The sequence below is a fragment of the Holophagales bacterium genome (genome assembly GCA_016719485.1).
Classification (GTDB): Bacteria; Acidobacteriota; Thermoanaerobaculia; order UBA5066; family UBA5066; genus UBA5066.
The window spans coordinates 93,683-117,756 of the sequence record JADJZB010000020.1 but is presented as its reverse complement, the minus strand read 5'-3'; the positions used below and the strand labels follow the sequence as shown (position 1 = coordinate 117,756).

Here is a 24,074-nt window from a genome sequence, read left to right as displayed (position 1 = left end):
ATCCGCCGGACCGGCACACCGCGTTAGCGCGGCACGCCGGCGGGGACGGGCGGCGCTGGCGCCAGGCTCGGAGCCGCGCCCGGCCCTGGCTCGGGGACCTGCGCGGGCACGGGCCAGGGCCCGAGGACGGTCCCGGGGTAGTAGGCCGCGAGGATCTCGCCGTGTGTCCGGCCGGCCAGCGCCATCCCGAACGTCCCCGTCTGGCAGAGGCCGACGCCGTGCCCCCAGCCGCGGCCGAAGAACGTGTGGACGGGCGCTCCCGTCTCGTCCTTTCCGGTGACGAGCGTAAAGAGCGTCTCGGGGATGCCGAGGGCGAACCGCACCTCGAGGCCCGAGAGGTCGAACGCCTCGCGGTCGGTCGTGACCATGACCTTCGCCGCGCGGCCGGAGGTCCCTCGCGCGAGGACGTCGAGCCGCCTCACGACACTCCCCTTCCTCGAGGCGTCGCGCTCGAGGAGCTTTCCCATCAGCTCGGCGCCCGTGAATCGCCGCACCCAGTGGATCCACGACGACTCCCGTTCGTAGATTCCCTCCGCCGCAGGGACGACGGCCGCGACGGCGATCACCGTCCCGTCCCTCAGGACGAGCCGCACGCGGTCTCCGGGCGAGGGCGCGAGCGCGTCGACCTGCGTCCACGCCTCGCCGCCGCCCCGGAAGAGGAGCGGGTCGGCCGGAAGGGTCTCCTCCTCGCGCCCCTTCGAAGTCTTCACGACGAGCTTTCCGGCGGGCGCGGCGACGAGCCGCCCCTCGACTTCTTCGAGTCCGCCGGCCCGCAGGAGAAGCGAGGCCCAGAGACCCGCGGCCTCCTCGGCGGAGAAGGGGCGCGTCGTCGGTAGCGGTGTCGGGCCACCGATCTGGAAGCGAACGAGCGCCGCGTGGACGCGACGCGCCTCGTCGCTCCACGCCGGGGGCGCCGCGGTGCGTTCGGACTCTTCGGTCAGCAGCGCGTCGTCGCCGAGAAGCCCGGCGAGGTTCGCGTAGACCGCCTCGGGGGCGAGCGTCCGCGGCGGGGCGCCGGCGGTCCGCCCGAGGCGCGCCGTCAGGAGCGCGCGGGCGGACTTAAGGTCGGGCCACGAGGTCCCGTGGCGCCCGGCCGCATGGAGCAGCGCGCGGCCCCTGAGCGCGAGCGCGCCGAGCGCGTTGGCGTGGGCCGGCGCGCGCGCCGTCGTCGCGATCGGAAGCTTCTCCTCCCCGGCGCAGGACACCGACCGGAGGTAGGGGAACGCGGCCTGCGAGTACGAGGGGAAGACGTTCCGTGCGTCTTCGGTCCGCCCTCCGCACGTCGAGGTGAAAAGGGTGTCGGCGGGGGCCCCGGCGAAGAGGAGGACCTGACCGGCGGTGGCGCTCACCGCCTGGCTCGAGAGGGGCTGCTCGGCCGTGGCGCCGCCGTAGACCTGGCACCGGGCCGTCGCGCAGAGGTCGTAGCCCTCGGCCGAGAAGTCGCCGCGCCGCTTGACGGCGTAGGTTCGCGCCGCGACGGCCTGCGCTTTCAGGGCCTCGATCTCGTCGTAGACGCGCGGCCCCATCTCGAGCGGGACGACGCCGAGGAGGTACTCCTCCAGGCCGACCCGGTTGACGACGTGGAGCGTTCCCCGCGGCGTCGCGACGAGGAGCACGTTGCCGCGATAGCGGGCGTCGTTCACCGGGAGGAGCGAGCCGTCCGCCGCCTGCAGCTCGAGGGGCGAAGGAACCTCCTGCACCCCGGCCGGGCCCACGACGAGGAGGGTCCGGGCCGGTGCTCCGGGAACCGGAAGACCGACGAGAAACGCATCGGGCACGGCGTCGCGCCGGACGCGCGACAGGAGAGGCTGCAGGGCCGCCCGGCCGCCTGGCTCGCCGAGCCGGACTCCCCATCGCCCTCCCGTCTCGGCCGCGAGCGCCGGGAGCGCGAGGAGGGCTCCGAGACGCACGGCCTCGGCCTCGGCGAGGTCCCGCCGGGCGAATGAGCCCGCCTGGATCTGGAAGGCGGGCACCGCGGCAGGACCGGCGGCCGCCGCGGGCCGGATCGCGAGGGATCCGAGATGCCGCCGGGCCCCGGCTCCCGATCGGACGATCCAGTCGCCCGAGGGGAGCAGGTACTCGGCGCGGTCCACGGCGACGCCGATGTCGAGTCGCGGCTCGGGGATCTCCCTGAGGACGGGGGCCGGGGCGAGCGCCGGCGCCGGAGTGGGGGTCGGAGAGGGCGCGGGCGTCTCCACGGGAGGGCGGCCCGTGACCGGCGCCGGCCTCGGCGCGCAGGCGGGGAGGAGCGCGACCGCCAGGAAGGCGGCTGCGGGGCCGCGCCTCACGCGCTCACCCGATCGCCTTCGCACGGTGCTTCTTGCGGAAGTCCTCGGCCTCGATGACGACGAGCTGGCACATCTCGTAGAGGCGGCTCCTCACCGGCGGACCGACGCGCATCTCGAGCGTTTCCGTGCCCCGCCCGTCCGGCTCGTCGCCGAAGTTCGTCGTCAGGATCGTGATCCGGCCCCGGTTGTAGCGCGTGTTCAGGAGTCCGTAGAGGATCTCCCGCACCCAGTCGGAGGGGCGTCGCGCACCGAGCTCGTCGAGGACGAGCAGGTTCGCGTCGCGGTACGGGGCGACGATGTCGTCCTGGTTCTCGTCGCTCCCCTTCCCGAAGCTCGCCTGGATCCGGTCGAGCAGGTCGGAGAAGTCGCAGAACAGGGCGGTCGCCCCTTTCGCGTCGACGAGCTCGTTCAGGATGGCCACGGCGAGGTGCGTCTTGCCGACGCCTACGGGACCCGAGATGAGGAGGCCGGCGTCGACGGCCGGCCAGTGGTCGACGAAACGCTTCGCGATCGCCTTGGCCTTCTTCAACGAGTCGTTCTGGAGGTCCCCGAAATTCTTGAGCCGGCAGTTCCGGTAGCGCTCGGGGATCCGGGCGGCGCTCCGGCGCGCCTCGGCCATCTCTCCGGCCCGGCACTCGCAGGGAACGGTGGTGCCGTTCGGGCGTTCGAGCCTCCCGAAGCCCTGGCAGAGGGCGCACTTCTCGGTCTCGACGGACTCGCTCACGCGGCCGATTGTAGGGGTCGAAGCGCGCGGCGTCAGCGGAAGACGGCCATGAGGCGGCGCGCCTTGGTGCCGCGCCGGAGCCTCTGGAGCGCCTGGGCCTCGATCTGGCGGACTCTCTCGCGCGAGAGGCTCAGCTCGGCGCCGATCTCCTGCAGGGTCATCGGCTCCCGCTCACCGTCGCTCCCGTCCTCCGGGATCCCGAAGCGGCGGCAGAGGACCGCCCGCTCCTTCGGCTTCAGGTCGCCCAGGATCTCCCGGGCCTGGTCGACCGTCGCGCGACGCAGCATGTCGTCGTCGGCCGCGGCGACCATCGTCTGCTCGAGGACGTCCTCGAGCGTCCGCTCCTGCTCGTCGTTGCCGACTCCCTGGGAGAGGGACTCGGCCGTGCGCGAGACCGCGAGGAGTGTCTCCACCGTGGCCGGCTCGAGGCCGGTCCGCTCGGCAATCTCCTCGTGGGTCGGGTCACGGCCGAGCTCGCGCTGGAGCTCGGCCCGCGCGCGGACCGCCTTCAGCTGGTGGGCCGCCTGCTTGTGAGGGATGCGGATCGTCCCCGCCTGCTCGGCGAGCGCGTGGGAGATGGCCTGCCTCACCCACCAGACGGCGTAGGTGATGAACTTGACCCCGCGGTTCGCGTCGAACCTCTTGGCGGCCTGGATCAGGCCGATGTTGCCCTCGTTGATCAGGTCGATGAACGGGACGTCGGGGGAGTGGAATCCCTTGGCGTGGTAGACGACGAAACGCAGATTCGCCCGCACGAGCTCGTCGAGCGCCTCTTTCCGCTTGCCTTCGGACGCGCATCGATCCTGGATGATCCGGGCGAGCTCCTTCTCGCGCTCTGCCGGAACAGGCTGGTACTTCGAGATCTCCTCGAGATACCTCCGGAGAAGACCCGAATCGTCGTCGGTCCGCCTGCGGTTCACTTGGAGTGCATCGTATCCCGGCAGGCGGCCGGCGTGCAGGCCCGTCCCCTAGACGGGGCGGCGGGCGAGCGGCGCCCCCGGGCGCAGCGCCAGGGCGTTCTGCGGCGGGGTGGGCCGCCCCGCCGCCCGGGAGGCGTGCTCGGCCGCCACGGAGCGGAAGGCGTCCATCAGCCTCTCCACCTCGCCTTCCATGCGGGAGAGCCGTGCGCGCAGGTCGAGGATGACTTCCACGCCGGCGAGGTTCACGCCGAGGTCCCGCGTCAGGGTCAGGATGATCTCGAGCCGCTCGACGGTTTCGCGGTCGTAGAGCCGCGTGTTACCCGACGAGCGGGGAGGGCAGATGAGGCCCTCCCGCTCGTAGAGGCGAAGCGTCTGCGGGTGGACGCCGAAGCGGTCGGCGACGACGCCGATGAGGACGAAGTCGTCGCGCCGCGCCTTCCCGCGGCCGGATCCGTCGCGCACCCCCGTCACGACGTCACTTCTTCTCGTCGACGACCTCGGCGTCGATCACGTCGTCCGCCGGCCTCGCGCCACCCTGGGACGCCGTCCCGGCCGGGTCCGTTCCCGACTCCGGGGCCGGAGCGTTCTTGTAGAGCGCCTCGGCCACCTTGTAGCTCGCCTTCTGGACCTCCTGCGCCGCCTTGCGCAGGGCGTCGGCGTCGTCGGCCTTCGTCTCGAGGACCTTCTTCGCGTCGGCCACGGCCGCCTCGATGGCGGTCTTGTCCTCCGCGGGCACCTTGTCGGCGTTCTCGGCGAGGAGCTTCTCCGTCGCGTAGACGATCGAGTCGAGCTGGTTCTTCGCCTCGACGGCCTCGCGCCGCTTCTTGTCCTCCGCGCCGTGCGACTGGGCTTCCTTGACCGCCTTCTCGACCTCGTCCTTGGCGAGGCCCGAGGAGGAGGTGATCGTGATCTTCTGCTCCTTGCCCGTGCCGCGGTCCTTCGCGGTGACGTGGAGGATGCCGTTCGCGTCGATGTCGAACGTCACCTCGATCTGCGGCATCCCGCGCGGGGCGGGCGGGATCCCGACGAGGGAGAAGAGACCGAGGAGCTTGTTGTCCCCCGCCATCTCGCGCTCGCCCTGGAGGACCTTGATCTCCACCGAGGTCTGGCCGTCGGCCGCCGTCGAGAAGACCTCGCTCTTCTTCACGGGAATCGTCGTGTTCCGCTCGATGAGCTTCGTCATGACGCCGCCGAGCGTCTCGACGCCGAGGGAGAGCGGCGTGACGTCGAGGAGGAGGAGGTCCTTCACGTCGCCCGCGAGGACCCCGCCCTGGAGCGCGGCGCCGATGGCGACGACCTCGTCGGGGTTGACCCCCTTGTGCGGCTCCTTGCCGAAGAAGTCCTTCACGACCTGCTGGATCTTCGGCATCCGCGTCTGGCCGCCCACGAGGACGACCTCGTCGATCTGCTTCGCCTCGAGGCCGGCGTCCTTCAGCGCCTGCCGGCACGGGCCGACGGAGCGCTGGATCAGGTCGTCGACCATCTGCTCGAGCTTGGCCCGCGTGAGCTTCAGGCTCAGGTGCTTCGGCCCCGAGGCGTCGGCCGTGATGAACGGCAGGTTGATCTCGGACTCGATCGTCGTCGAGAGCTCGATCTTGGCCTTCTCGGCGGCTTCCTTCAGGCGCTGCGTCGCCATCGGGTCCTTGCCGAGGTCGATCCCCTGGTCCTTCCGGAACTCGGCGAGAAGCCAGTCGACGATCCGCTGGTCGATGTTGTCGCCGCCGAGGTGCGTGTCGCCGTTCGTCGACTTGACCTCGACGACGCCCTCTCCCACCTCGAGGATCGAGATGTCGAACGTGCCGCCGCCGAAGTCGTAGACGGCGATCGTCTCGTTGTTCTTCTTGTCGAGCCCGTAGGCGAGGGCCGCGGCGGTCGGCTCGTTCACGAGCCGCTCGACCTTCAGGCCGGCGATCTGGCCGGCGTCCTTGGTCGCCTGGCGCTGGGCGTCGTTGAAGTAGGCCGGGACGGTGATGACCGCCCGGTCCACCTTCTCGCCGAGGTGGGCCTCCGCGGCCTCCTTGAGCTTCGTGAGAATCTGGGCGGAGATCTCCGGGGGCGACATCTCCTTGCCGCCCTGGATCACGCGAGCGTCCCCGTTGGCCGACCGGACGACCTTGTAGGGGACCATCTTCATCTCTTCGTTGACCTCGTCGAAGCGGCGGCCCATGAACCGCTTGATCGAGTAGACGGTGTTCTCCGGATTCGTGACGCCCTGCCGCTTGGCGACCTGCCCGACGAGCCGCTCGCCCGACTTCGTGACGGCCACGACGGACGGGGTGGTCCGCCCTCCCTCGGAGTTGGCGATGACCTCCGCCGAGCCCCCCTCGAGAACTGCGACGACGCTGTTCGTCGTCCCGAGGTCGATGCCGATGATCTTGCTCATCCTGATTCCCTCCGGACCCTGACCGGGCCCGGGGAGGAATCTAGAATATTAGCGCGACATTGTCAAGTCGTCGATTACAGAAATCTTCATCAACGGCGAAGACTTTCCGCAAACTATTTAAGAATAATGATTTCCTTCTTCCCGCTCGTGTGGACCTCCCCGGCCGCCCCCGTTCCCTGGGCGGCGTGGGCGAAGAAGAGGTCGGTGTCGGTCTTCCCTTCCGCATCGAACCCGGCGAGGTAGTACTTCCCGGTGTCGTTCTGGAGGATGTACCGGTAGGGTCGCCCCCAGGGGTCGTCGAGGTCGCGGGGGGGCAGGAGACCCGATGACGCGATCGCCGCGGGAGATTCGGGGAAACGTCCCTGCGTGAGGTAGTAGGCGTCGATCGCCTCGGACAGTCGCCGAAGACGGGTCAGGGAGACGGCCTTCTGGAACCCCTCGACCGCCGCCACGCGCCGCCGCGGCACCGTAAAGGTGTTCGCAGGATTTCGCGGCTGCAGGCGCAGGCTCGCCAGGAGCGCCGCGAGCAGGACGAGGCCGAGGACGATCGCGCCCACGGGCAGCCGCCGGCTGACCGAGGGGATCTCGATCGAGATGCTCCCGGTCTCGTCCACGACGCCGGTCCTCCGGGATTCCTCGATGAGCCCCCGGCTCAAGAGGTCGTAGAACGCCTTCGCACCTTCGAAATCGGAGAGGAACGTCCGGTCGACGATGTCGCTGATCGTTCTTCGCCCGTCGACGAGCTCGTAGACCGACCACTCGGCCTTCGAGATCCGGATCGACCCGTCGCGCCGATCGCGCGCTTTCGAGAGCGTCGCGTCCCCGATCTCCTCGGCGTCGTCGGCAACCTCGGCCGGCTCCACCCTCTGCCCGACCGCCACGCGCTGGTAGACGAGCTCGGGCGAGCGGACGACCTTCTGGATGATCGGCCACTCGTCGACCATCCTCGCCCCCTCCATCAGGAGGCTCTCCACCTGGATCGGCCGGAAATACTCGTGGTCGTAGTCGATCCGGTCCTGCTGGTCGAAGACGTACTCGCCGTCGGTCCACCGGAAGAGGCCGTAGGCGATCTTCTTCACCTGGGCGTCGAGACCGGCCCGCAGCTGGTCCGCGTCGCAGAAGCCGTTCTTGAGGAGGATGAACCCGAGGCGCTGGAGTGTCTGGCCCTGGATTTCGAGCGCCTTCGTCAGGGATTCGGGCGCGAGGCTCCTCGTCTTCACGAGAAGGGTCCCGAGGCGCGTGTCGAGACGCCGGGCCTGCGACTCCGCCGAGACGAGCGCCCCGGAGTCGAACCCGAGGAGGACGGTGTCTTCGGGGCCGCGAAGCGTCAGGAGGCCCGTCTTCTTCTGCAGCGAGATGAGCTGGAGGATGTCGGGAAGGGCGAAGTCGTGGAGGGTCCCTTCGAGAGCCACGCCGTCACCCCCTTCTCGCCGTGAGCTGACCCACGATCCAGGCCGCGAGCGCCAGCGTCGCCCAGAGGACGGTCCCGAGGAAGAGCGGCCCGCCCCCGGGCCGGGGCGACAGAGCGAGGTCCTGGCGGAGGACCGCCGCGAAGAGTCCGAGGAAGAAGGGGAGGAGAATCGCCGCCGCCCTCCCGGCCCGTCCCTGGAAGAGGAACTCGCCGCCGGGGAGGACCAGGTTCAACGCCCCTCGCAGGCGCCCTTCGAATCCCTGCCGGCGCCGGACCTCCTCGACCTTCTGGAGCTTGGTCTCGATCGAGACGCCGTCCTTCCTGAGGTAGACGTGAATGCACTGCGAGCAGAGAAGCGCGCTTTCGCCGGGCGGCTTGCAGAGGCGGCAGAACGTCCGCCCGCACTTGTCGCATGCGAGGGCGTAGCCGCGCCTCCTCCTCCGGAAGGCGTCGAGCCCGAAGGCCGCGGCCACGGCGAACGGGATGGCGACGGCGAAGGGCACGGCCCAGGTGCGCGTTTCGCTCCCGACGTGGAAGTGCCCGAGGACGCGGCGGCTGCGGGAGTCACCCTGCAGGGCACGGACCTTCTCCAGCGCCTCCCGGGGCGTGTAGCCGACGGAGACGACCTTCACGAGCGTGGGACTGTCGAGGAACTGGGTGACGAGGGCGTTGTCGAGCGCGCGGGACTCGGCGAGCTTTTCCTGCGCCTCCACGGTCCGGAACGTCTCGCCGTAGACGAGGGAGAGGTTGTAGCGCGCCCGCACGTCCCGCGGGTCGCGGCGGAGAGCCTCCTGGAAGTCCTCCTGGGCGGCGCCGAAGTCGCCGTCCACGAAACGGATGTCCCCCCGGTTGATCAGCGCCCGCACCTCCACCGTCGAAACCTGAGCGGCGACCGTGTACTCGGCCACGGCGCGGTCGTTCTGGCCGAGCTGCTGGTAGAGGCAGCCGAGGAGGAACCGCAGGTCGGCATCCTCGGGGAACAGGTTCTTCACGGCCTCGAGGTCGTCGAGGACCCTCTGGTCGTAGCGTTTCTCCTCGAGCGCCTCGGCCCCGCGCAGGACCGGGGACGCCGAGACGGCCAGCCTCACGGCAGCGCGGTCCAGCGCCGGCGCGACGAGCATGAGGGGGACGAGCCCGGCGAGGGCCGCCCACTTCACGTAGCGCTCCGCGTACCCGAACGTGAGGACGAAGAGCCAGAGGAGGAGCCACCCGACGTCCAGGGCGACGTAGAGGGGCAGGACGAGGACCGCGGCCGCGAGGACCGTATCGGCCGGCCTCGTGATCCAGCGCCCCGCGAGCTCCGTCAGGTCGTGCAACAGCCGCCGGGCCTCGCTCGCCACGAGCAGGATCACGAAGGCGGCGCCCACGGCGGCCAGGGTCAGGACGACGAGGAGCGCCGAGCGGACGACCAGGACACGCCGGCCCTCGAGATCGACGGAAACGGCCCTCACCGCGCCCAGGAGCTCGCGCGGCGCGCCGAGCTTGTCGGTCTTCAGCGCCAGCGCGACGCGGGACCAGCGCGCCTCGGGCAGGTCGGGGTCGAGGCGGATCGCCGAGTCGAGCGCCCAGCGGGCCTTCTCCAGGCTCCCCTGTGTCATCTCCCTGCGCGCCATCAGCGTGGCCGCGAGGGAGAGATCGGTGAGGCGTTTCAGGCCGATCTTGTGGGCGTGACGGACGATCTCCTCGACCTTCTGGGCGGCGAGGAGCGGATCGCCTTCCTCGTGGGCGGCGAGCCACGCGAACCACTGTCCCCGCACCTCGCGCCGGAAAGTGGTCTCGGTGGCTTCTCCCGGCGCCTGGAGGACCTGAGCCGGCGAGGGCGCCGCCAGGACGAGAAGCAGGAGAAGCAGCGCGAGCGCGCCGCGGCGCAGCCCGCGGCTGGAACGGCCGAGCCCCGGCGCGCGGTGCATCGGCTTTCGCAGGGTCAGCCCCTCGGCCGTGGCGGAGGGGGCATTCCCGGCGCCCCCTTGGCCTGCGCGGCAAGTCGCGTGAAGACCAGCTGGAGCTCTCCGAGAAGGCCTTCGAGCGCGTCGGTCTCCTCGAAGGAGAGCCTGCCCCGCGTCTTCTCGCGCAGGGCCACCAGCGAGTCGATGATCTCCCGCGAGGCGGCGAGGTCCACCGAGCGGCGCCCGGTGGCCGGGTCCGGGATCCCCTGCAGGTACAGGGACGCCGTCTGCGCGAGCATGTCGAGGAGGCGCAGGAACGCGGGGCTGCTCGGCACCACCTCCGCGGGTGGTGGAGCCGGCGCGGCTCCCTCCGGCGGCGTCTCCGGCGCCGGGGGCGCCTTCGCGAGCTCTTCCATCACGTCGTCCCGCAGGTCTCCCTCGGCGGTAAACATCCTGCGGTCGACGACCTTGATCGTCTTTGAAGCTTCTGACATAAGGCCTCGTTCGGGCGCTTCATTCTAAAGGGAACCTTCCGCCGCCGCCCGCAGAAGGAGGTCGCGTGCCGTCCGAGACGAGATCCCCGCGCCCCGAGGCCGCCGGCGAGGCGGCCTCCGAGCTCGTCCGCCTCATGGGGCGCCTGAGGGCGGAATGCCCCTGGGACCGCAAGCAGACCTTCGCCGACCTTTCCGGATACCTGCTGGAGGAGTGCTACGAAGCGCTCGACGCGCTCGCGCGGGAGGACCTCGGCGAGCTCGAGGGGGAGCTGGGCGACCTTCTCTTCGAGATCGTCTTCCTCGCCGAACTCGGCCGCGAGCGGGGCGCTTTCGACCTCGCATCCCTCGCCGGCCGCGTCCACGCGAAGATGGTCGCCCGTCACCCGCACGTCTTCGGGGACAGCGCCGTGAAGGACGCCGAAGCCGTACGCGTCCAGTGGGAGGCGCTGAAGGAGAAGGAGCGGGCCGGAAAGGCCGCCGGCGAGGAAACGCCCTCCCCCTTCGCGGGTGTCCCGCGGGCGCTGCCCGCCCTCCTGAAAGCCGTCCGGGTCACCTCCCGCGCCGCCGACCTCGGATTCGACTGGCAGCGCGACGAAGACGTCCTCGCCAAGCTCGACGAGGAGGTGGCCGAGTTCAAGGCCGAGCTCCTGGCAGAGGGGGCGACGAAAGAGTCTGTCGCGCACGAGATCGGCGACATCCTCTTCACCGTCGTCAACGTCGCCCGCCGCCACGGCGTCGACCCGGAGGCAGCCCTGCAGGCGACGAACGCGAAGTTCGTGAGGCGGTTCGAGGAGGTCGCCCGCCGGGTGAAGGCTTCCGGGCGCGACGTCGCCGGGACGCCGCTCGACGAGCTCGACCGGACGTGGGACGACGTCAAGAAGGACGAGGCGCCGTGAGCTTCGCCCGCGCGATCGTCCGTCCCCCCGCCGCGAACTTCGCCGATGGGCTGACGACGGCGGGCCTCGGCCTGCCGGACCTCGCCCTCGCCCTCGCCCAGCACGCGGCGTACGTCGACGCCCTCGAATCATGCGGCCTCGCGATCACGCCCCTGCCGCCGGAGGAGGGCTTCCCCGACGCGACGTTCGTCGAAGACACGGCCGTCCTCGCACGGGGCCTCGCCGTTCTCTGCCGGCCGGGGGCACCGAGCCGCGCCGGCGAGGTCGAGGCGATACGCCCGGCGATCGCATCCTTCTTTCCCGCCCCCGCGGCCATCAGGGCCCCCGGCACCCTAGACGGCGGCGATGTCTGCGAGGCGGGGGACCACGTCTTCATCGGTGTCTCGGAGAGGACGAACGAGGAAGGGGCGCGCCAGCTCGCCGCGCTCCTTCTCTCCCGCGGCCTCGGGTCGACACTCGTCGACATTCGCGAGGAGACCGGCCTCCTGCACCTCAAGAGCGGCATCGCCTGGCTCGGGGGACGGACTCTCGCCCTGACCGACGCCCTCGCGCGCCGCCCCGAGTTCGCCGGCTGGACGCCGCTCCCGGTATCTCCCGGCGAGGAGTACGCCGCCAACGCCGTTCTCGTGAACGGGCGTGTTCTCCTCGCAGCCGGCTTCCCCCGATTCGAGGCGGCCGTCCGAGCCCTCGGCCTCCCGACCGTCCCCCTCGACATGTCGGAATTCCGGAAGCTCGACGGAGGCCTCAGCTGCCTCTCCCTCCGGTTCTGAGCATGGGGTCCTCTGAGCATGGGGTCAGGTCTTGATTTTCTATTCTGATCAGGCGTGCTCCCCGGCTACATGACCGACCAGGCGAGCGCGTTGAAGAGGAACGGGAACGTCGCGTTCGTCTGCGCACGGTGCTGGGCCCTGAATCCGAGGAGGACGAGCTTCCCCTTCCCGTAGGTCAGGGCGACCGCCGCCGCGTTGCGCGCGAGCTTCTCTTCCCCGCGGATCCAGCCGGAGACGAGGACGTCGCGCGCCTCGGAGGGGTACGACGCGAGGACCCGGCGCGTCATCTCGGCGCCGGGCATGGCGGTCTGGAAGGCGAGCGGCTCGTTCAGGAACGCCGGCGTCGTCGCCGGCATGCCGAACGTGACCGGGTGCGTGGAGTCGACCTCGATCCGCACGAGGCTTCCGGGGCAGAGGAACTCCTCGGGCTTGACCCGTGAGAGGACGTTGCGCACGGGCAGCTGGAGCTCCTCGATCAGGTACTCCGACGAGGAGGAGAGGGCGACGAGCGTTCCGCCCCCGACGACGAACTCGCGGAGGGCGGAGGCGCCTTCTTTCCCGAGACCGCCCGCGTACTCGGGGCGCGGCTCCGGGAAGTACCTCATCTCGCCCTCTTCACGTTTCGGCGTCCCGGTCGCGAGGACCTCCCTGTCGACGTCGGGAAGGACGATGACGTCGACCTTCCCCGCGAGCTTCCCGGCACGGATCGCCGCGTTGTCGAGCGTCACCGGCGCGAAGCCGTAGCGCTCCAGGAGAAAGCGGGTCCAGCCCTCGTCCATGGACGCGAGCCACGGCTTGTAGAGGCCGACCCGCGGGGCACCGAGCTTCGTCGCACCCTCCGGGAGCGCCGCGAGCGGCGCGAGGTCGAGGCCGAGATCCGCGGCGACTCGGGCCGCGGCCCGCGCCGCGGCGGCGTCGAGGAACACGGTGCCGGCCGCGAACGCTCCCTCGGCCTTCGGGAGGAACGACACCGCGCCCCCCTTCCGCGCCTCGGCCACGACCTTCCACCGCTCCGGGCTCGAGGGTCCGAGGGCGAACGCCACCGTGCCGGCCGGCGGCGCCTCCACGGGCCCCACGGCGCCCCAGGGCCGGAGCCCCTGCGGGAGCGCTCCCTTTTCGACCGTCACACCCATGGAAAGCGGCAGGCTCCAGGCGGTGACGTCGTAGGGAGCGACGATGTCCTTCCCCGGGACGAGCTTCACTTCGGGAAAACGCTGCGGCTCGAGCATCTCCCGGACGAAGCGGCCGTACGGCTGGGCGAGCGGGACCCAGACGTCGCCCGATGAGTCCGCCTTCACGTCGACGCCGTGCTCGACGAGGAGCGCGGCCAGCGCCCGGGCGGTCGCCGGATCGCGCTGCCCCATCGGAATCCGGTACGCCTCACCCGGGGCCGCCGCGGCGATCGAGTCCCGCGCCCGGGCGAGCATGTTCGAGAGGACGTCCTGGCGGTGCGTCGCGCAGTACTCGAGGATCGCGTCGGAGGCGATGCGCTCGTAGTCCATGATGTCGCGCAGCCGCCACTCCCCGCCGCGCCAGGGGTTCGGGAAGTTCACCTGGGTCCCGTAGCTGACGAGGCCCTTCCCCCCGCCCCGCAGCTCCGTGGCCGGAACTTCGACCGGCGTCGCCACGCGGACCGACGCGACCTCGGTCAGGATTCCCGTCACGTTCTTCCACCACGCCGTGTTCTTCGAGCCGCCCGGCCAGGAGGCGTCGAAGGCCCAGCCCGAGATGACGCCGCTCTTCCCCTTCTGCTCGAGCCGCATCGACATGAGCGACCCGATCAGGTTCACCTCGCGGATGACGAGCGGGTGGATGTCGGGGTCGAGCGGCTCGGCGTAGGGCGGCACGAACATCCGCGGGCCGCTCGCCCCCATCTGGTGCTCGTCGAGGAACACCTGCGGGAACCAGTCGTGGTAGAGGACGCGGCTGATCGCCTTCGTCTCGACCTGCGTCAGCTGGGTGAAGTCACGGTTGTTGTCGTGTCCCGTGTAGTGGTGGTAGAGCCACGGCATCCGGCTCCCCTCCCACCGCGTTCCGAGGTTCTTCCTGTACCAGTCGGTCTCCATCCTCTGCCCGTCCGGGTTCAGGGACGGAACGAGGAGGAGGACGACCTCCGAGAGGCGCCGCTTCGTCTCCGCGTCTTCAGCCGTGGCGAGGGCGTGGGCCCACTCCATCGCCATCTGCGTCGACGCGATCTCGCTCGCGTGGATGGCGCACGTGACGAGGAGGACGACCTTCCCGTCCTTCACGAGCGCGGCCGCGTCGGCCTCGGAGAGGCCCCGCGGGTCGGCGAGGCGCCGCGCCACCTCGCGGATCCGGTCCTTGCCCGCGAGGTTCTCCGGGGAGGAGATCGCCGCGAGGATCATCTCCTCGCCGAGCGTCGACCTGCCGATCGTCGACACCTCCACGCGGTCCGACGCGGCGTCGAGGGCGCGGAAGTACGACACGATCTGGCCCCAGTCGGCGAGCGTCCTGTCCGCACCGACGGACAGCTTCAGGAACTCCGACGGAGAGGGTGCGGTCGCCGCAGGTGCGGGCGACGGGACGAGGAGCGCGGAGAGGAAGAGCACGGGGAGGAACGAGCGGACGCGCATGGACGGAGAGTCTACGCGCGGGGAAATCTCGCGAACGCGTTCCCGCCGCGAGCCGGGAGCGACTCCCCGGCCGGAAACTCCCGACCCGAAACGGGCGCCGGACGACGGTCTCTATATTAGAAAATCAAGACCTGACCCCAAGTTCAGACCTTGAGCTTGCGGGAGACCTCCACGACGGCGCCGGTGTTGGCGAGGGAGAGGAGCGGAGCCATGAGGTAGGCCTTGACCGAGCTCGCGAGCTCCTCGAGGCGGTCCGGCGTGACGCCGAAGGCTTCGGCGTAGGACGCCACGACGGCCTTCTCCGCTTCGCTGTAGTCGCCGTCGACGAGGGCGACGAGCAGGGCCGACTTCAGGACGAGGTCCCGGCCGGCCGCGTCGGGAAAAGCGGTGGCGAGCTCCGCCGAGGTCGGGTCGGATGCCGTCGCGTCGACGGGGGCGAGCTCCTCGATGAGCGCCACCTCGCGCGGGTCGGCCGCGCCGTCGGCTCGCGCCACGGCGAGCATCGCCCGTCCCATCGCCTCTGCCTGTCCAGCGGTCACGTCCACGTCGGTGAAAAGGTCCATCGCGACAACCCCCATCGTCTCTTCCGTGCAGCGGAGCGAGGCGATGATAGCCCGCCACCGGCGCGGGCGGCGCACCGCGTCGCGCGCCGTCAGTCGACGAGCTCCGAGACCTTCACGCGGAGGACCCCGCGCCCGTCGAGCGCCGGGAGGCTCGCGGCGAGGAAGTCGACCGTCGAAGCGCTCGGGTGCCCGATGACGACGGCGTGCCCCTTCGAGGCAGCGAGAGCGAGCGAGCGCGACCAGGCGGCCGCGAGGGCCTCGGGGGCGCCCCCTTCGGCCGCCGCCTCGGCCCGGGCGTCGTCGAGGAAGACGTCCCGCGGGATCGTCGCCAGGCGCAGCGCGCGCGCCTCCTCGGCGGCGACGCTTGCGGCCGACGTCCTCGAGTCGAGGAAGAAGAGCCCGCGCTCGCGGACGACGGAGAGGACCGCGCGGACGACGCGGCGATCGGCCGTGGCGAGGGACCCCTGGTGGTTGTTCAGGCCGGAAGCCCCGGGCACGCGGTCGATCGCGGCCGCGACGCGCCTGGCGATCTCCGCATCCTCGTCGCCGGAAGAGATCGTCTCCGGCTCGGCAGGGCCCCTCGCCCCCTCCATCGGCAGGTGGACGAGGAGGTCCCATCCTTTGCGCTTCGCGAGCGCCGCGGCCTCCCTTGCTCGCGGCGCGCCGGGCAGGACGGCGATGGCAAGCGGCCCGTCCAGCCGCGCGAGCCGTTCGAGCGAACCGTCGGCGTTCCCGACGTCGTCGATGACGACGGCGATCGCGCCGCGGCCCGACCCCCGGGCCGGCTCGAAGTCGGACGGAACCGACGAGGGCCGCGGCGTCGCCGCCGGCAGGGGCGCGACGGTCGGCGACGGCACGGCCGTCGCCGGAGGGGCCCCGGCGACCGCGGGCGCGGGCGCCGGCGGCCGCGAGCGGAGATACCAGAGCGCACCGGAAGCGAGCGCGAAGAGGACGACGAGGCCGGCGAGCAGGCCGACCGTCCGGCCGCAACCGCCGCGCCGGCGCGCCCGCAGAGCGGTCACGAGGCGGCGGCGGGCGTGGCGGGGAGCTCGGCGACGACCTTGAGGGCCCGCTCCAGGAACGGATCGGGGGGCTTGCCCTCCGCTCCCTCCTCGGGCTGGACGTGGAAGACGCGGTCGTCGGGCTCGAGCCCGCGCGGGGAGAGCGAGCGCCCCGCGGCGGTCCGGACCTTCCCGACCGTGATCTTCAGCGCGCCGCCGCTCGCGAGGCGAACGACCTCCTGCGTGAGGCCCATGCCGAACGTCGGCTCACCGACGACGCGCACGCGCAGCTTCTTGCGGTCGAACGAAGGGACCGGAGTCGGAGGAGCCTGGTCCTCGAGGTCCTGCTCCGCCTTCTTCTCCTCGCGCCGCACCGCGGCCGCCACGTCGACCCCCAGCTCCTTTGACGCGCCCTCGCGCAGCGCCGCGGCGAAGAGCTCGGCCGGACCGCCGGTGCCACTGTCGACGAGGAGGACGAGGCTGCCCTGGTGCATCCGCTGTCCGGCCTCCGCCCGCCAGCTCTTCGATGCGATCTTGCGTCCCTTCAGCTCGCCGATCAGCCCGGGCGGACCAAAGAGCGCCGCGGCGCGGGCCGCTTCGTCCCAGGACCCGAACGCGTTCCCGCGAAGGTCGAGAACGAGGGCCTTGGACCGGTCGAGCGGGGCGAGGATCCCGGCGAGGGCGTCTGCCGAACCCGGGCCGAATGCGGGCACCTTGACGACGAGCTCCCCGGAGACCCTTTCGGCCGCCGGGAGGGAAGGCGTCCAGGACGCCCGGACGATCTCGAGGGTTCGCCGCCGCGGCTTGGCCTCGCGCACGACGAGGATGCTGGTCCGGCCACCCGGCTTTCCCGACAACGCCGCCTCGACCTCCCAGAGGGCGAGGCTTCGGGCGGAGACGGTCCCGACCTTCTCGACGAGGTCGTCCGTCTCGAGGCCAGCGGCTGCAGCCGGGCTCCCGGGAACGGCCGTCACGACGACCGGGTAACCGGCCCGCCGGGCCAGAACGAGACCCGAATCCACGTAGTCGGCTTTCTCGCGCGCCGCCCGCGCCGCCTCGAAGGCGGCCAGCTTCTCCGGCGGGACGTATTCGGAGAAGGGGTCCATCGCCTCGGTCATCCCCGAGAAGGCCCCTGCCAGGAGCGGCTTGACCTCCACCTTCTCGACGTAGTTTCCCCTCACGAGGGAGAGGACCTCGGTGAACAGGCCGAGCGGCCGGTAGAGGCCGTCTTTCCCCCCCTTTTCCTTTTTCTCGTCCGCCCCGAGGCCGGGAAGGACGAAGAAGAGCGTTCCGAGGAGGGCGAGGGAGGCGAGGAACGGGGCGATCCGGGACTTCGTCACGGGTCGATGATACGGGATCGCGAGAGGACGGTTTCCCGGGCCTAGCGGAGCCACCCGTGCGGATCGACCGAGGTCCGGCTCTCGCGGATCTCGAAGAAGACCCCGGCCGCCTCCTCCTCGGGCGGATCGGCCACGCGTCCGACGACCTCCCCGAGGGCCACGCGCGTCCCCCGGGGAACGGTCCCGGTCATCAGGTGGCCGTACAGGGTGAAGACGCCGTCCCCGTGGTCGAGGACGACGAGGTTGCCGTACCCCTTGAGCCACTGCGCGTAGACGACGTCCCCGGCGAAGACGGCTTTCACGGAGGTCCCGGTCGGTACGTCGATCGTCCAGCCGCTCGAGCGCAGGAACGTCCTGGGGAACCGGGGATTCGCGATGCGGCCGAAAGGGACGGCGACCTTCCCGCGTGCGGGCCAGTCGAGGGCCCCCTTGTACCTCCGGATCGACACCGCCCCTGCCGGAAGGGACCGGCCCCGCGTCTCGAGGAGCTCGAGGAGCGCCGCGAGCCGCGAAGTCTTGTCTTCCAGGACCGCCACGTTCGTCCGCTGCTCCTCGGCGGAACGCTCCAGCCTCGCCAGGAGGGCCGCCTTCTCGGCCCGGGCCCTCTGGAGCGCCCGTTCGGCCTCGCGGGTCTCGGCCGCCACCACGGCGATCGAAGCCCGGAGCGCCGCGAGGCTCTTCTCCTTCACGGCGAGCTCGGCGAGGGAGCCCTCGTAGCTGCGCAGGAGGCGGGCATCCCGGGCCGCGAGGAACGAGAGGAGCTGGAGCCCCCGCAGGAACGACTCTTCCGTGTCGGCCGAGGCGAGGGTCTGCAGGTACCCCAGCCGCCCCATCCGGTACAGGGCGGAGAGCCTGAGGGCGAGATCCCCCCGCAGCTCTCCGCTGTGGCGCAGGGCTGCGTCCCGGTCGGCCTGCGCCCGCGCGGCGTCGCGCTGGGCCTCGTAAGCCCGGATCTCCAGGACCCGCCTCTCGGTCGTCCGGAGCTCCAGGTTCGCCTCCGCCGCCTCCAGCTGCTCGCGGGTGTCCACCGCACGCTGGCGGGTCGTTTCGTATCGCGCCTTGAGGCTCGCGAGGCGGCGGCGCAGGACGGCGAGCTCGCGGCGCCGCTCCGCGTCCGCCGCCTGGCGGGCGGGAGGCGGTGGCGACGCCCCCTCCTCTGCCCCGGCCGGCGGGACGGCGAGCAGCGCGAGAAGGAGGACGGCTCGGGCCCTCAGAAGAGCGGCACTCCGTCCAGCTTCTCGGGCGGCGTGAGGCCGAGCGCCTTGTAGATCGTCGCCGGAACGTCGGCCATGTTCGGCCGGGGCTCCTTGCGGAGCGGCCGGCTCGAGAAGAGGATGCCGGGGACGACGTCGGGGTCGACCGAGCAGTGGTCCCCCGACCAGACCTGGCTGTTCTCCTCGTAGAGCTCGGGCGTCACGACGCCGAGGCTCGCCTGCCAGGAGACCCGGTAGCCCTCGCTGTTGCCGACGAAGAGGTCGGGAATGAGGTCCGGGTCGAAGGAGCCGTACGCCTCCTCACGCGTGTAGACCCTTTCGATGGGGCTGCGCCCGGTCGCCTCGTCGACCAGCGACGTCAGCTTCGTCCGGATCTCCTGGCGCAGAGCGTCGTACTCGGCCCCCGGCTCGACGATGCCCTGCGCCTCGCGGCCCCTCACGTTGACGTAGATCTCGCCGAGACCCATCGAATAGGCCTTCGTCCGGGACCAGTCGACGTTCGGCCAGAACTCTCCCTGGCCGAAGAGCTGCTCGAGATCGGCCTGCTTCTCGTCGCCCCCCTTCAGCACCATGAAGCCGTGCTGGACGAGCCAGGTGTTGTAGTTGATCGACCGCCTCCAGCTGGTGAAGCCGTGGTCGGAGCAGACGAGGAGGAGATCGTCGGGGCCGAGCTCCTTCAGGGCGTCGCCCACGATGTTGTCCATCTGGACGTAGTTCCGCTCGACCGACGGGGCGAACTTCGCCGCTTTCTGGGCGTCGTAGGCCGGATGCATCGGGTCGAGGAATCGCCACATGACGTGCCCGACGCGGTCCGTGAACTCGTAGACCTGGACGAAGAGCCTCACGTCCTTTTCGGCGAGCAGGCCGTCCATCATCTTCCGGTACTGCTGGACGGTGTGCGTCACGTCGTCGAGGAACGCCGGCTCGTCGATCGTCTCCTCGCTCATCGACCAGGTGTCGATCGACCAGCCCATCGTCTTGTAGAGGCCGAACCGCTTCGCGAGGTCCTTCGCGAGGCCGTTCGGAGCGGTGATCTTGATCCCCGGCGGGAGCTTCAGCGGATTGAAGTTGATGGGCGAGAGGTAGAGCTGGATCTCCGGTGCGATGGCCGCCAGGTGAAAACGCCCGATGCCGGAGAGCTTCACCAGGGCGTTGAACTCGAACGTGAAGGTGACCCAGGGGGACCACTCCCCCGGCTTCAGCGTCACGGGCTCGCTGCCCTTCGGTGCGATCCTCAGGCGCCCGCCGTCGGGGAGAACCGTGAGGGTCATCGGAGTCCTGATCACCGGCGGCTCGCCGAAGAGCTTGTTGTACGGGCCGAAGACCTCGGTCTGGACCGTCCCGACGTTCGACTCGAGACGGACGAGCTCGACGGAGAACTCGTTCTTGTTCTTCGGCGCGAAGAACGGGTCCGACGTGTAATAGCTCGGCGTGCCGATCCGTCCCCGCACGTCGGGGACGCCCAGCCCCGCCAGGAGACGCCCCTCGGCGTAGTCCTCGGCCGGAAAGGTGACCGGGACGTGCAGGACGACCGATTTGATCCCCTTCGCCCCAGCCACTTCCCAGAACGGCGTCCCCCGACGGTTGCTCCGGACCGTCTGGAGCGATTCGGGGAGGAGGCCTCCGAAGCGCCACGAGAAGAAGGCGGCGGGTGCGGCGAGGACGAGAGCCACGACGGCGGCCGGGAGGGTCTTCTTCACCGTGAGCCGGCCGATGGCGAACACGACGAGAAACGCCAGGAGCGCGCCTCCCGCAGCCGAGCCGGCCCGATTCCAGCGGCCCAGAAGGAAGCTCTTCTTCCCCTCGGTCGCGATGGCGAATTCCGGGCGGTAGGTCTTCGGGTCGCGCTTCAGGAAGTCGAAGATCTGCGTCCGGCCCGGGGAGAGCCCCGTGGAGAACGTGGACCACGAGACGGGGGTCTGGGCCGGGATCGTGGGACGCAGGGAGGAGAAGCTCCCTTCCGTCGCGAGCTTCTGGAGGTTCGGGAGCTTCCCTTCCGCGATGAACTGCGAGACCAGGCGGTGGTCGGCCCCGTCGAACCCGAGGACGACGACGCGGCCCTTGACCTCCTGGGCCCGGAGCGGGGCGACGGCGGACAGGAGGAGGGCTCCGAAGGCGGCCAGGACGAGGCGGCTGGACTTCATCCGATTGCGCGGCACGCGACATTCTAACGGCGGCCTCCCGGCGCTCCCGGCCCCTGGGCTCCACCTCCAGGTCGATGCCCGTTCGCGAGACCCGGCGGACCGGAGCCGAGGCGGTGAACCCGACCACAGGCGTCTCATTTCTGCCCCGACTCGCCCGGAGGTAAAATCCCTCGCTGCGCCGTTCCCTTCGCGCGGAGGAGCCCCCTTGTCGACAGGACTGCTCGTTGCCCTCGCCGTTGCGGCCGTTGCCGCGATCGCCGCCGTCGTCCTCTTCCGCTCCCTGTCCGCCCTCAAAGCCTCCTCGGCGGAAGAGGTGACGCGCCTCAGGGAGGCGACCGGCTCTCTCGAGGAAGAGAAAGCGCGACTCGCCCGGGAGCTCGAGGCGGCGACGACGGAGCGGGACGCGCTCCGGGAGAAGGCCGCCGAACTCGAAACCCGTCTCGCCGCCGCCGAGGACCAGCTGAAGGCCACGAGCGCGGAGCGGGACTCCCTCGCGAGCAAGGCGAAGCAGGACCAGACGTCGCAGCGCTTCTTCTTCGGCCGCAAGGCACGCGAAGGGTTCGAGGCGCTCCGCCTGCGTCTCGTCGCGGACGGCTTCCCCCAGCGTCTCGAGGAGCTGACCGGCGAGCACCCGAAGACGCTCACAGAGGAGGCCCGCAAGCTCCTGAAGGACGTCGAATCGTGGGCCGAGCAGGGAGGGGTCGAGGACGCCACGCTGCTCCACACGCTCGCGCTCGTCGACTATTCCCGCGGCGACGCCGAGAGGGCGAGGCTCCGCCTGCGCAAGGCGGCGCGCACGTCGACCGATCCCCTCCTCTTCGAGAACCTCGGCGACCTGGCCCGCATCAACGGGAAGGTGAAGACCGCTCTCGAGAACTACAAGATCGCCGCCAAGACGGCCCCCGAGACCTCGCCGGTCCACCGCAAGCTCGGGCTCGCCCTGTTCGACGCGAAGGACTTCTCGGCCGCCGTCAAACCGCTGCTGGTCGCCCTGGAGCAGCACAAGGAAGACGGCAGCCTCCACCTGCTGACGGCCCGCGCCCTCCTCGAAGCGGGAGACTTCCAGCGGGCCACCGAGGTCGCCCAGGGCGCCTCGAGGAAGTTCCCGAAGGACCCGCTCCTGCCGGCCTGCGCGATCGTGGCGTACGGGAAGATGAAGAGATTCCGCGACGCGCACAAGACGTTCGAGAAGGCGCTCGAGATCGACCCGGGCAGCGCGGACGTCCACATCGCCCACGGCTTCGCCCTCCTCGAGGAGGGAAAGCTCCCCGAGGCGGCCGAGTCCTTCCGGACGGCCCTCGGCTGCGACGCCTCCAGGGCGGATGCGCACTGCGGCCTGGGCCTGGCCGCGAACCGCAACCTCGCCTTCGACGAGGCTCTCGGCCACCTGAAGAAGGCCACCGCGCTCAAGCACGACTACGCCGAGGCCTGGTACGCGATGAAGACGACGTACGAAGGGCTCAAGAAGTTCGAGGCGTCGATCGAGGCGCTCAACAAGGCGATCGCGCTCAACCCACGCCTCTCGGCCTGATCGGATCGGGGAGGCTCGCCACGAGCCTCCCCGCGGCGCCTGCGGCGCCTCCCCTCGAGCGGGCGCCGGTCAGGCCCTCGCCCAGTCGACCTTGCCCGTCGGCGTCGAAACGTCCCCGCCGAGGTGGGAGACGTCGTCGAGAATGAGCGGCGTCGCCGCCTTCTCGCCGTCCCACTCGAAGACCGAGATCGAGCCGTTCCTCTGGCGGACCTCGTCCATGCGCGCCAGGTCCCGCCCGAGAAGGGTCGCCATGAGGATCCGGTTGAACCGGCCGTGGGCGACGACGAGCGGCGCCGCGGGACGTGCCGCCTTCAGCCGCCCGAGGACGCGCGCCGCGCGGGCACCCGCCGTCAGGGGCGACTCGCCCCGGGGCGGGCCGGCGTCGACGTCGCCCGAACGCCACTTCGCGCGCAGCTCGGCGACGCTGCGGTCCATCTCGTCGTCCAGCGGCAGGCCCGTCCAGACGCCCCAGTCGAACTCGACGAGCTCGAGGTCGAGCCTCACCCCGAGGCCGTGCGGCGCGGCGCAGATCTCGGCCGTTTCGCGGGCGCGGGCCATCGGGCTCGCCACGACGTCGTCGAACTCGGCCTCGGCGAGGCGAACGGCGAGGGCCTCGGCCTGACGGCGGCCGCGCCGGGTCAGCGGCGTGTCGAGGCGGCAGCCCTGGAGGGTCCCGCCGAGGTTCCCTTCGCTCTCTCCGTGGCGAACGAGGAAGATCTTCATTCCGCTGATTCTACGAATCCGTATCATCCGGTTTCATGCCGAGGACGACCGAGGCGCAGTTTCCCGCGCTCGCCGCGCGCATTCCGGATCCCGAGGTCCGCGCGCTCTTCACCTGGCCATTCCTGCGCGTCAGCGAGATCTTCGACGAGCTCGTCGACGCCGCCTCCGCCGAGATCCTGAGGAGGGCCGGGGCCTGGCCGGTCGTCGCCGGGACCGATCCGGCACGCCTCGTCGCGGCACGCGGCTGGGCTCCGAGGAGCCTGCCGCTCGTCGCGTTCGTGCACGCCAAGCTCGCCGCGGCGGGGCACCTCGTCGCCTCCGAGGGGTCCTACGGCCCCTCCGGCTCCGGGCCGGGCGACCTCGAGGCCCTCGAAGCCGAGCTGGCCGCGGCCGAGCCCGACGCCGCGGTTGCGGGCGAGGCCGTCCGGATCCTCGTCGATGAGGCGGGGCTTTTCTTCTCGGGCGAGAGGACGGGCGAGGAGATCCTCTTCCGTCCGGACCGGCTCCCGCTCTGGTTCCGCTACTTCTCGAACCGCAACCTCCTCTATTCGGTCAACAACCACCTGGGCGCCGTCGCCCTGACGCGTCTCCTCCCGGAGACGGGCGGGCGGGTCCTCGAGATCGGCGGCGGGGCCGGGAGCGCGGCGGAGGCCGCCCTCGCGAGGCTCGGGTCCCGCGTTTCGCGGTACCTCTTCACCGAGGTCGTGCCGACGTTCTTCCGCCGCGGCGAGAGAGCCGCCCGCGCCGCCGCCGCACCCGGCGTCACGGTCGATGCGGCGAAGCTCGACATGACGAAGCCGTGGGAGGCGCAGGGGGGAGCGCCCGGTGCGTTCGATGCCGTCTACTCGGTCAACTGCTTCCACGTCGCCCCCGATCTCGACGCCGTCCTCGCCGAGGCGCGCACCGCGCTGGCGCCGGGCGGCTGGCTCATCGTCTCCGAGTGCGTGCGGCCGCTCGGGAACGACCAGCCGATCTACGTCGAGCTGGTGTTCGACATCCTCGAGAGCTTCACGCAGGTGAAGCTCGACCCCGTCGCCCGCCCGACACACGGCTTCCTGACGCCCGCAGCGTGGCGCGCGTCGCTCGCCCGCGCGGGCTTCACGGACGTGACGTTCCTGCCCGACGCCGAGGCGATCGCCCGAAGCTACTCCAGCTTCTTCGTCTCCGCGGTCGCCGCGCGAAGGGCCTGACT

19 protein-coding genes are annotated in these 24,074 nt (G+C 71.0%); 4 read left to right on the top strand and 15 right to left on the bottom strand.

The window, feature by feature from the left end:
- Positions 1–23 precede the first annotated feature (23 nt).
- The 8 genes from IPN03_10875 to IPN03_10840 all read right to left on the bottom strand — a co-directional run bounded on the left by IPN03_10875 (position 24) and on the right by IPN03_10840 (position 10,106).
- Positions 24–2,288 carry a SpoIID/LytB domain-containing protein gene (locus tag IPN03_10875; protein ID MBK9374206.1) on the bottom strand — a complete coding sequence of 755 codons (2,265 nt, stop codon included), beginning with the start codon at positions 2,286–2,288 and terminating at the stop codon, positions 24–26.
- A 4-nt stretch (positions 2,289–2,292) separates the two neighbouring features.
- Entirely contained in the window at positions 2,293–3,012 is a 720-nt protein-coding gene (locus tag IPN03_10870) for an ATP-binding protein (protein MBK9374205.1), read from the bottom strand.
- 32 nt (positions 3,013–3,044) lie between these two features.
- Positions 3,045–3,932 (bottom strand): sigma-70 family RNA polymerase sigma factor, encoded by an 888-nt coding sequence (locus tag IPN03_10865; protein MBK9374204.1) that lies wholly within the window; start codon positions 3,930–3,932, stop codon positions 3,045–3,047.
- Positions 3,933–3,980: 48 nt separating this feature from the next.
- Positions 3,981–4,394 carry a MerR family transcriptional regulator gene (locus IPN03_10860; protein MBK9374203.1) on the bottom strand — a complete coding sequence of 138 codons (414 nt, stop codon included), beginning with the start codon at positions 4,392–4,394 and terminating at the stop codon, positions 3,981–3,983.
- A gap of 13 nt (positions 4,395–4,407) precedes the next feature.
- Positions 4,408–6,315, bottom strand: a complete 1,908-nt coding sequence (gene dnaK, locus IPN03_10855; protein ID MBK9374202.1) for a molecular chaperone DnaK — start codon at positions 6,313–6,315, stop codon at positions 4,408–4,410.
- A 113-nt stretch (positions 6,316–6,428) separates the two neighbouring features.
- Entirely contained in the window at positions 6,429–7,727 is a 1,299-nt protein-coding gene (locus IPN03_10850) for a DUF4388 domain-containing protein (GenBank protein ID MBK9374201.1), read from the bottom strand.
- 4 nt (positions 7,728–7,731) lie between these two features.
- Positions 7,732–9,636 carry a tetratricopeptide repeat protein gene (locus tag IPN03_10845; GenBank protein MBK9374200.1) on the bottom strand — a complete coding sequence of 635 codons (1,905 nt, stop codon included), beginning with the start codon at positions 9,634–9,636 and terminating at the stop codon, positions 7,732–7,734.
- A 14-nt stretch (positions 9,637–9,650) separates the two neighbouring features.
- Positions 9,651–10,106 carry a DUF1844 domain-containing protein gene (locus IPN03_10840; protein MBK9374199.1) on the bottom strand — a complete coding sequence of 152 codons (456 nt, stop codon included), beginning with the start codon at positions 10,104–10,106 and terminating at the stop codon, positions 9,651–9,653.
- A 65-nt stretch (positions 10,107–10,171) separates the two neighbouring features.
- On the opposite strand from IPN03_10840, the gene mazG reads away from it, so the two are divergent.
- Positions 10,172–11,002 (top strand): nucleoside triphosphate pyrophosphohydrolase, encoded by an 831-nt coding sequence (gene mazG, locus IPN03_10835; protein ID MBK9374198.1) that lies wholly within the window; start codon positions 10,172–10,174, stop codon positions 11,000–11,002.
- Complete coding sequence (locus IPN03_10830; GenBank protein MBK9374197.1) at positions 10,999–11,772, top strand: amidinotransferase; 774 nt, start codon at positions 10,999–11,001, stop codon at positions 11,770–11,772. The genes mazG and IPN03_10830 overlap by 4 nt, the downstream gene beginning before the upstream one ends.
- Before the next feature lie 65 nt (positions 11,773–11,837).
- Here the strand turns inward: IPN03_10830 and IPN03_10825 are convergent, their stop codons facing one another.
- The 6 genes from IPN03_10825 to IPN03_10800 form a co-directional block, all read right to left on the bottom strand.
- Positions 11,838–14,366 (bottom strand): hypothetical protein, encoded by a 2,529-nt coding sequence (locus IPN03_10825; GenBank protein MBK9374196.1) that lies wholly within the window; start codon positions 14,364–14,366, stop codon positions 11,838–11,840.
- 143 nt (positions 14,367–14,509) lie between these two features.
- Positions 14,510–14,929 (bottom strand): hypothetical protein, encoded by a 420-nt coding sequence (locus tag IPN03_10820; protein MBK9374195.1) that lies wholly within the window; start codon positions 14,927–14,929, stop codon positions 14,510–14,512.
- Between the two features lie 89 nt (positions 14,930–15,018).
- Positions 15,019–15,951 (bottom strand): divergent polysaccharide deacetylase family protein, encoded by a 933-nt coding sequence (locus IPN03_10815; GenBank protein ID MBK9374194.1) that lies wholly within the window; start codon positions 15,949–15,951, stop codon positions 15,019–15,021.
- Entirely contained in the window at positions 15,948–17,270 is a 1,323-nt protein-coding gene (locus tag IPN03_10810; protein MBK9374193.1) for a hypothetical protein, read from the bottom strand. Before IPN03_10810 ends, IPN03_10815 begins: the two co-directional genes overlap by 4 nt.
- A gap of 41 nt (positions 17,271–17,311) precedes the next feature.
- Positions 17,312–18,298: a peptidoglycan DD-metalloendopeptidase family protein gene (locus IPN03_10805; protein ID MBK9374192.1), complete on the bottom strand. Its 987-nt coding sequence runs from the start codon at positions 18,296–18,298 to the stop codon at positions 17,312–17,314.
- 182 nt (positions 18,299–18,480) lie between these two features.
- A complete protein-coding gene (locus IPN03_10800; GenBank protein ID MBK9374191.1) occupies positions 18,481–20,643 on the bottom strand; it encodes an alkaline phosphatase family protein in 2,163 nt (720 codons plus the stop codon).
- A gap of 190 nt (positions 20,644–20,833) precedes the next feature.
- Here IPN03_10800 and IPN03_10795 point away from each other — a divergent pair, with 190 nt between their 5' ends.
- Positions 20,834–22,159, top strand: coding sequence for a tetratricopeptide repeat protein (locus tag IPN03_10795; protein ID MBK9374190.1), 1,326 nt, complete (start codon positions 20,834–20,836; stop codon positions 22,157–22,159).
- A 69-nt stretch (positions 22,160–22,228) separates the two neighbouring features.
- On the opposite strand, the gene IPN03_10790 is transcribed toward IPN03_10795, so the two are convergent.
- The gene (locus IPN03_10790; GenBank protein MBK9374189.1) at positions 22,229–22,882 is read right to left on the bottom strand and encodes a histidine phosphatase family protein; all 654 of its coding nucleotides are present in this window, start codon (positions 22,880–22,882) and stop codon (positions 22,229–22,231) included.
- Positions 22,883–22,917: 35 nt separating this feature from the next.
- Here IPN03_10790 and IPN03_10785 point away from each other — a divergent pair, with 35 nt between their 5' ends.
- Positions 22,918–24,072: a methyltransferase gene (locus IPN03_10785; protein MBK9374188.1), complete on the top strand. Its 1,155-nt coding sequence runs from the start codon at positions 22,918–22,920 to the stop codon at positions 24,070–24,072.
- Positions 24,073–24,074: the final 2 nt, after the last annotated feature.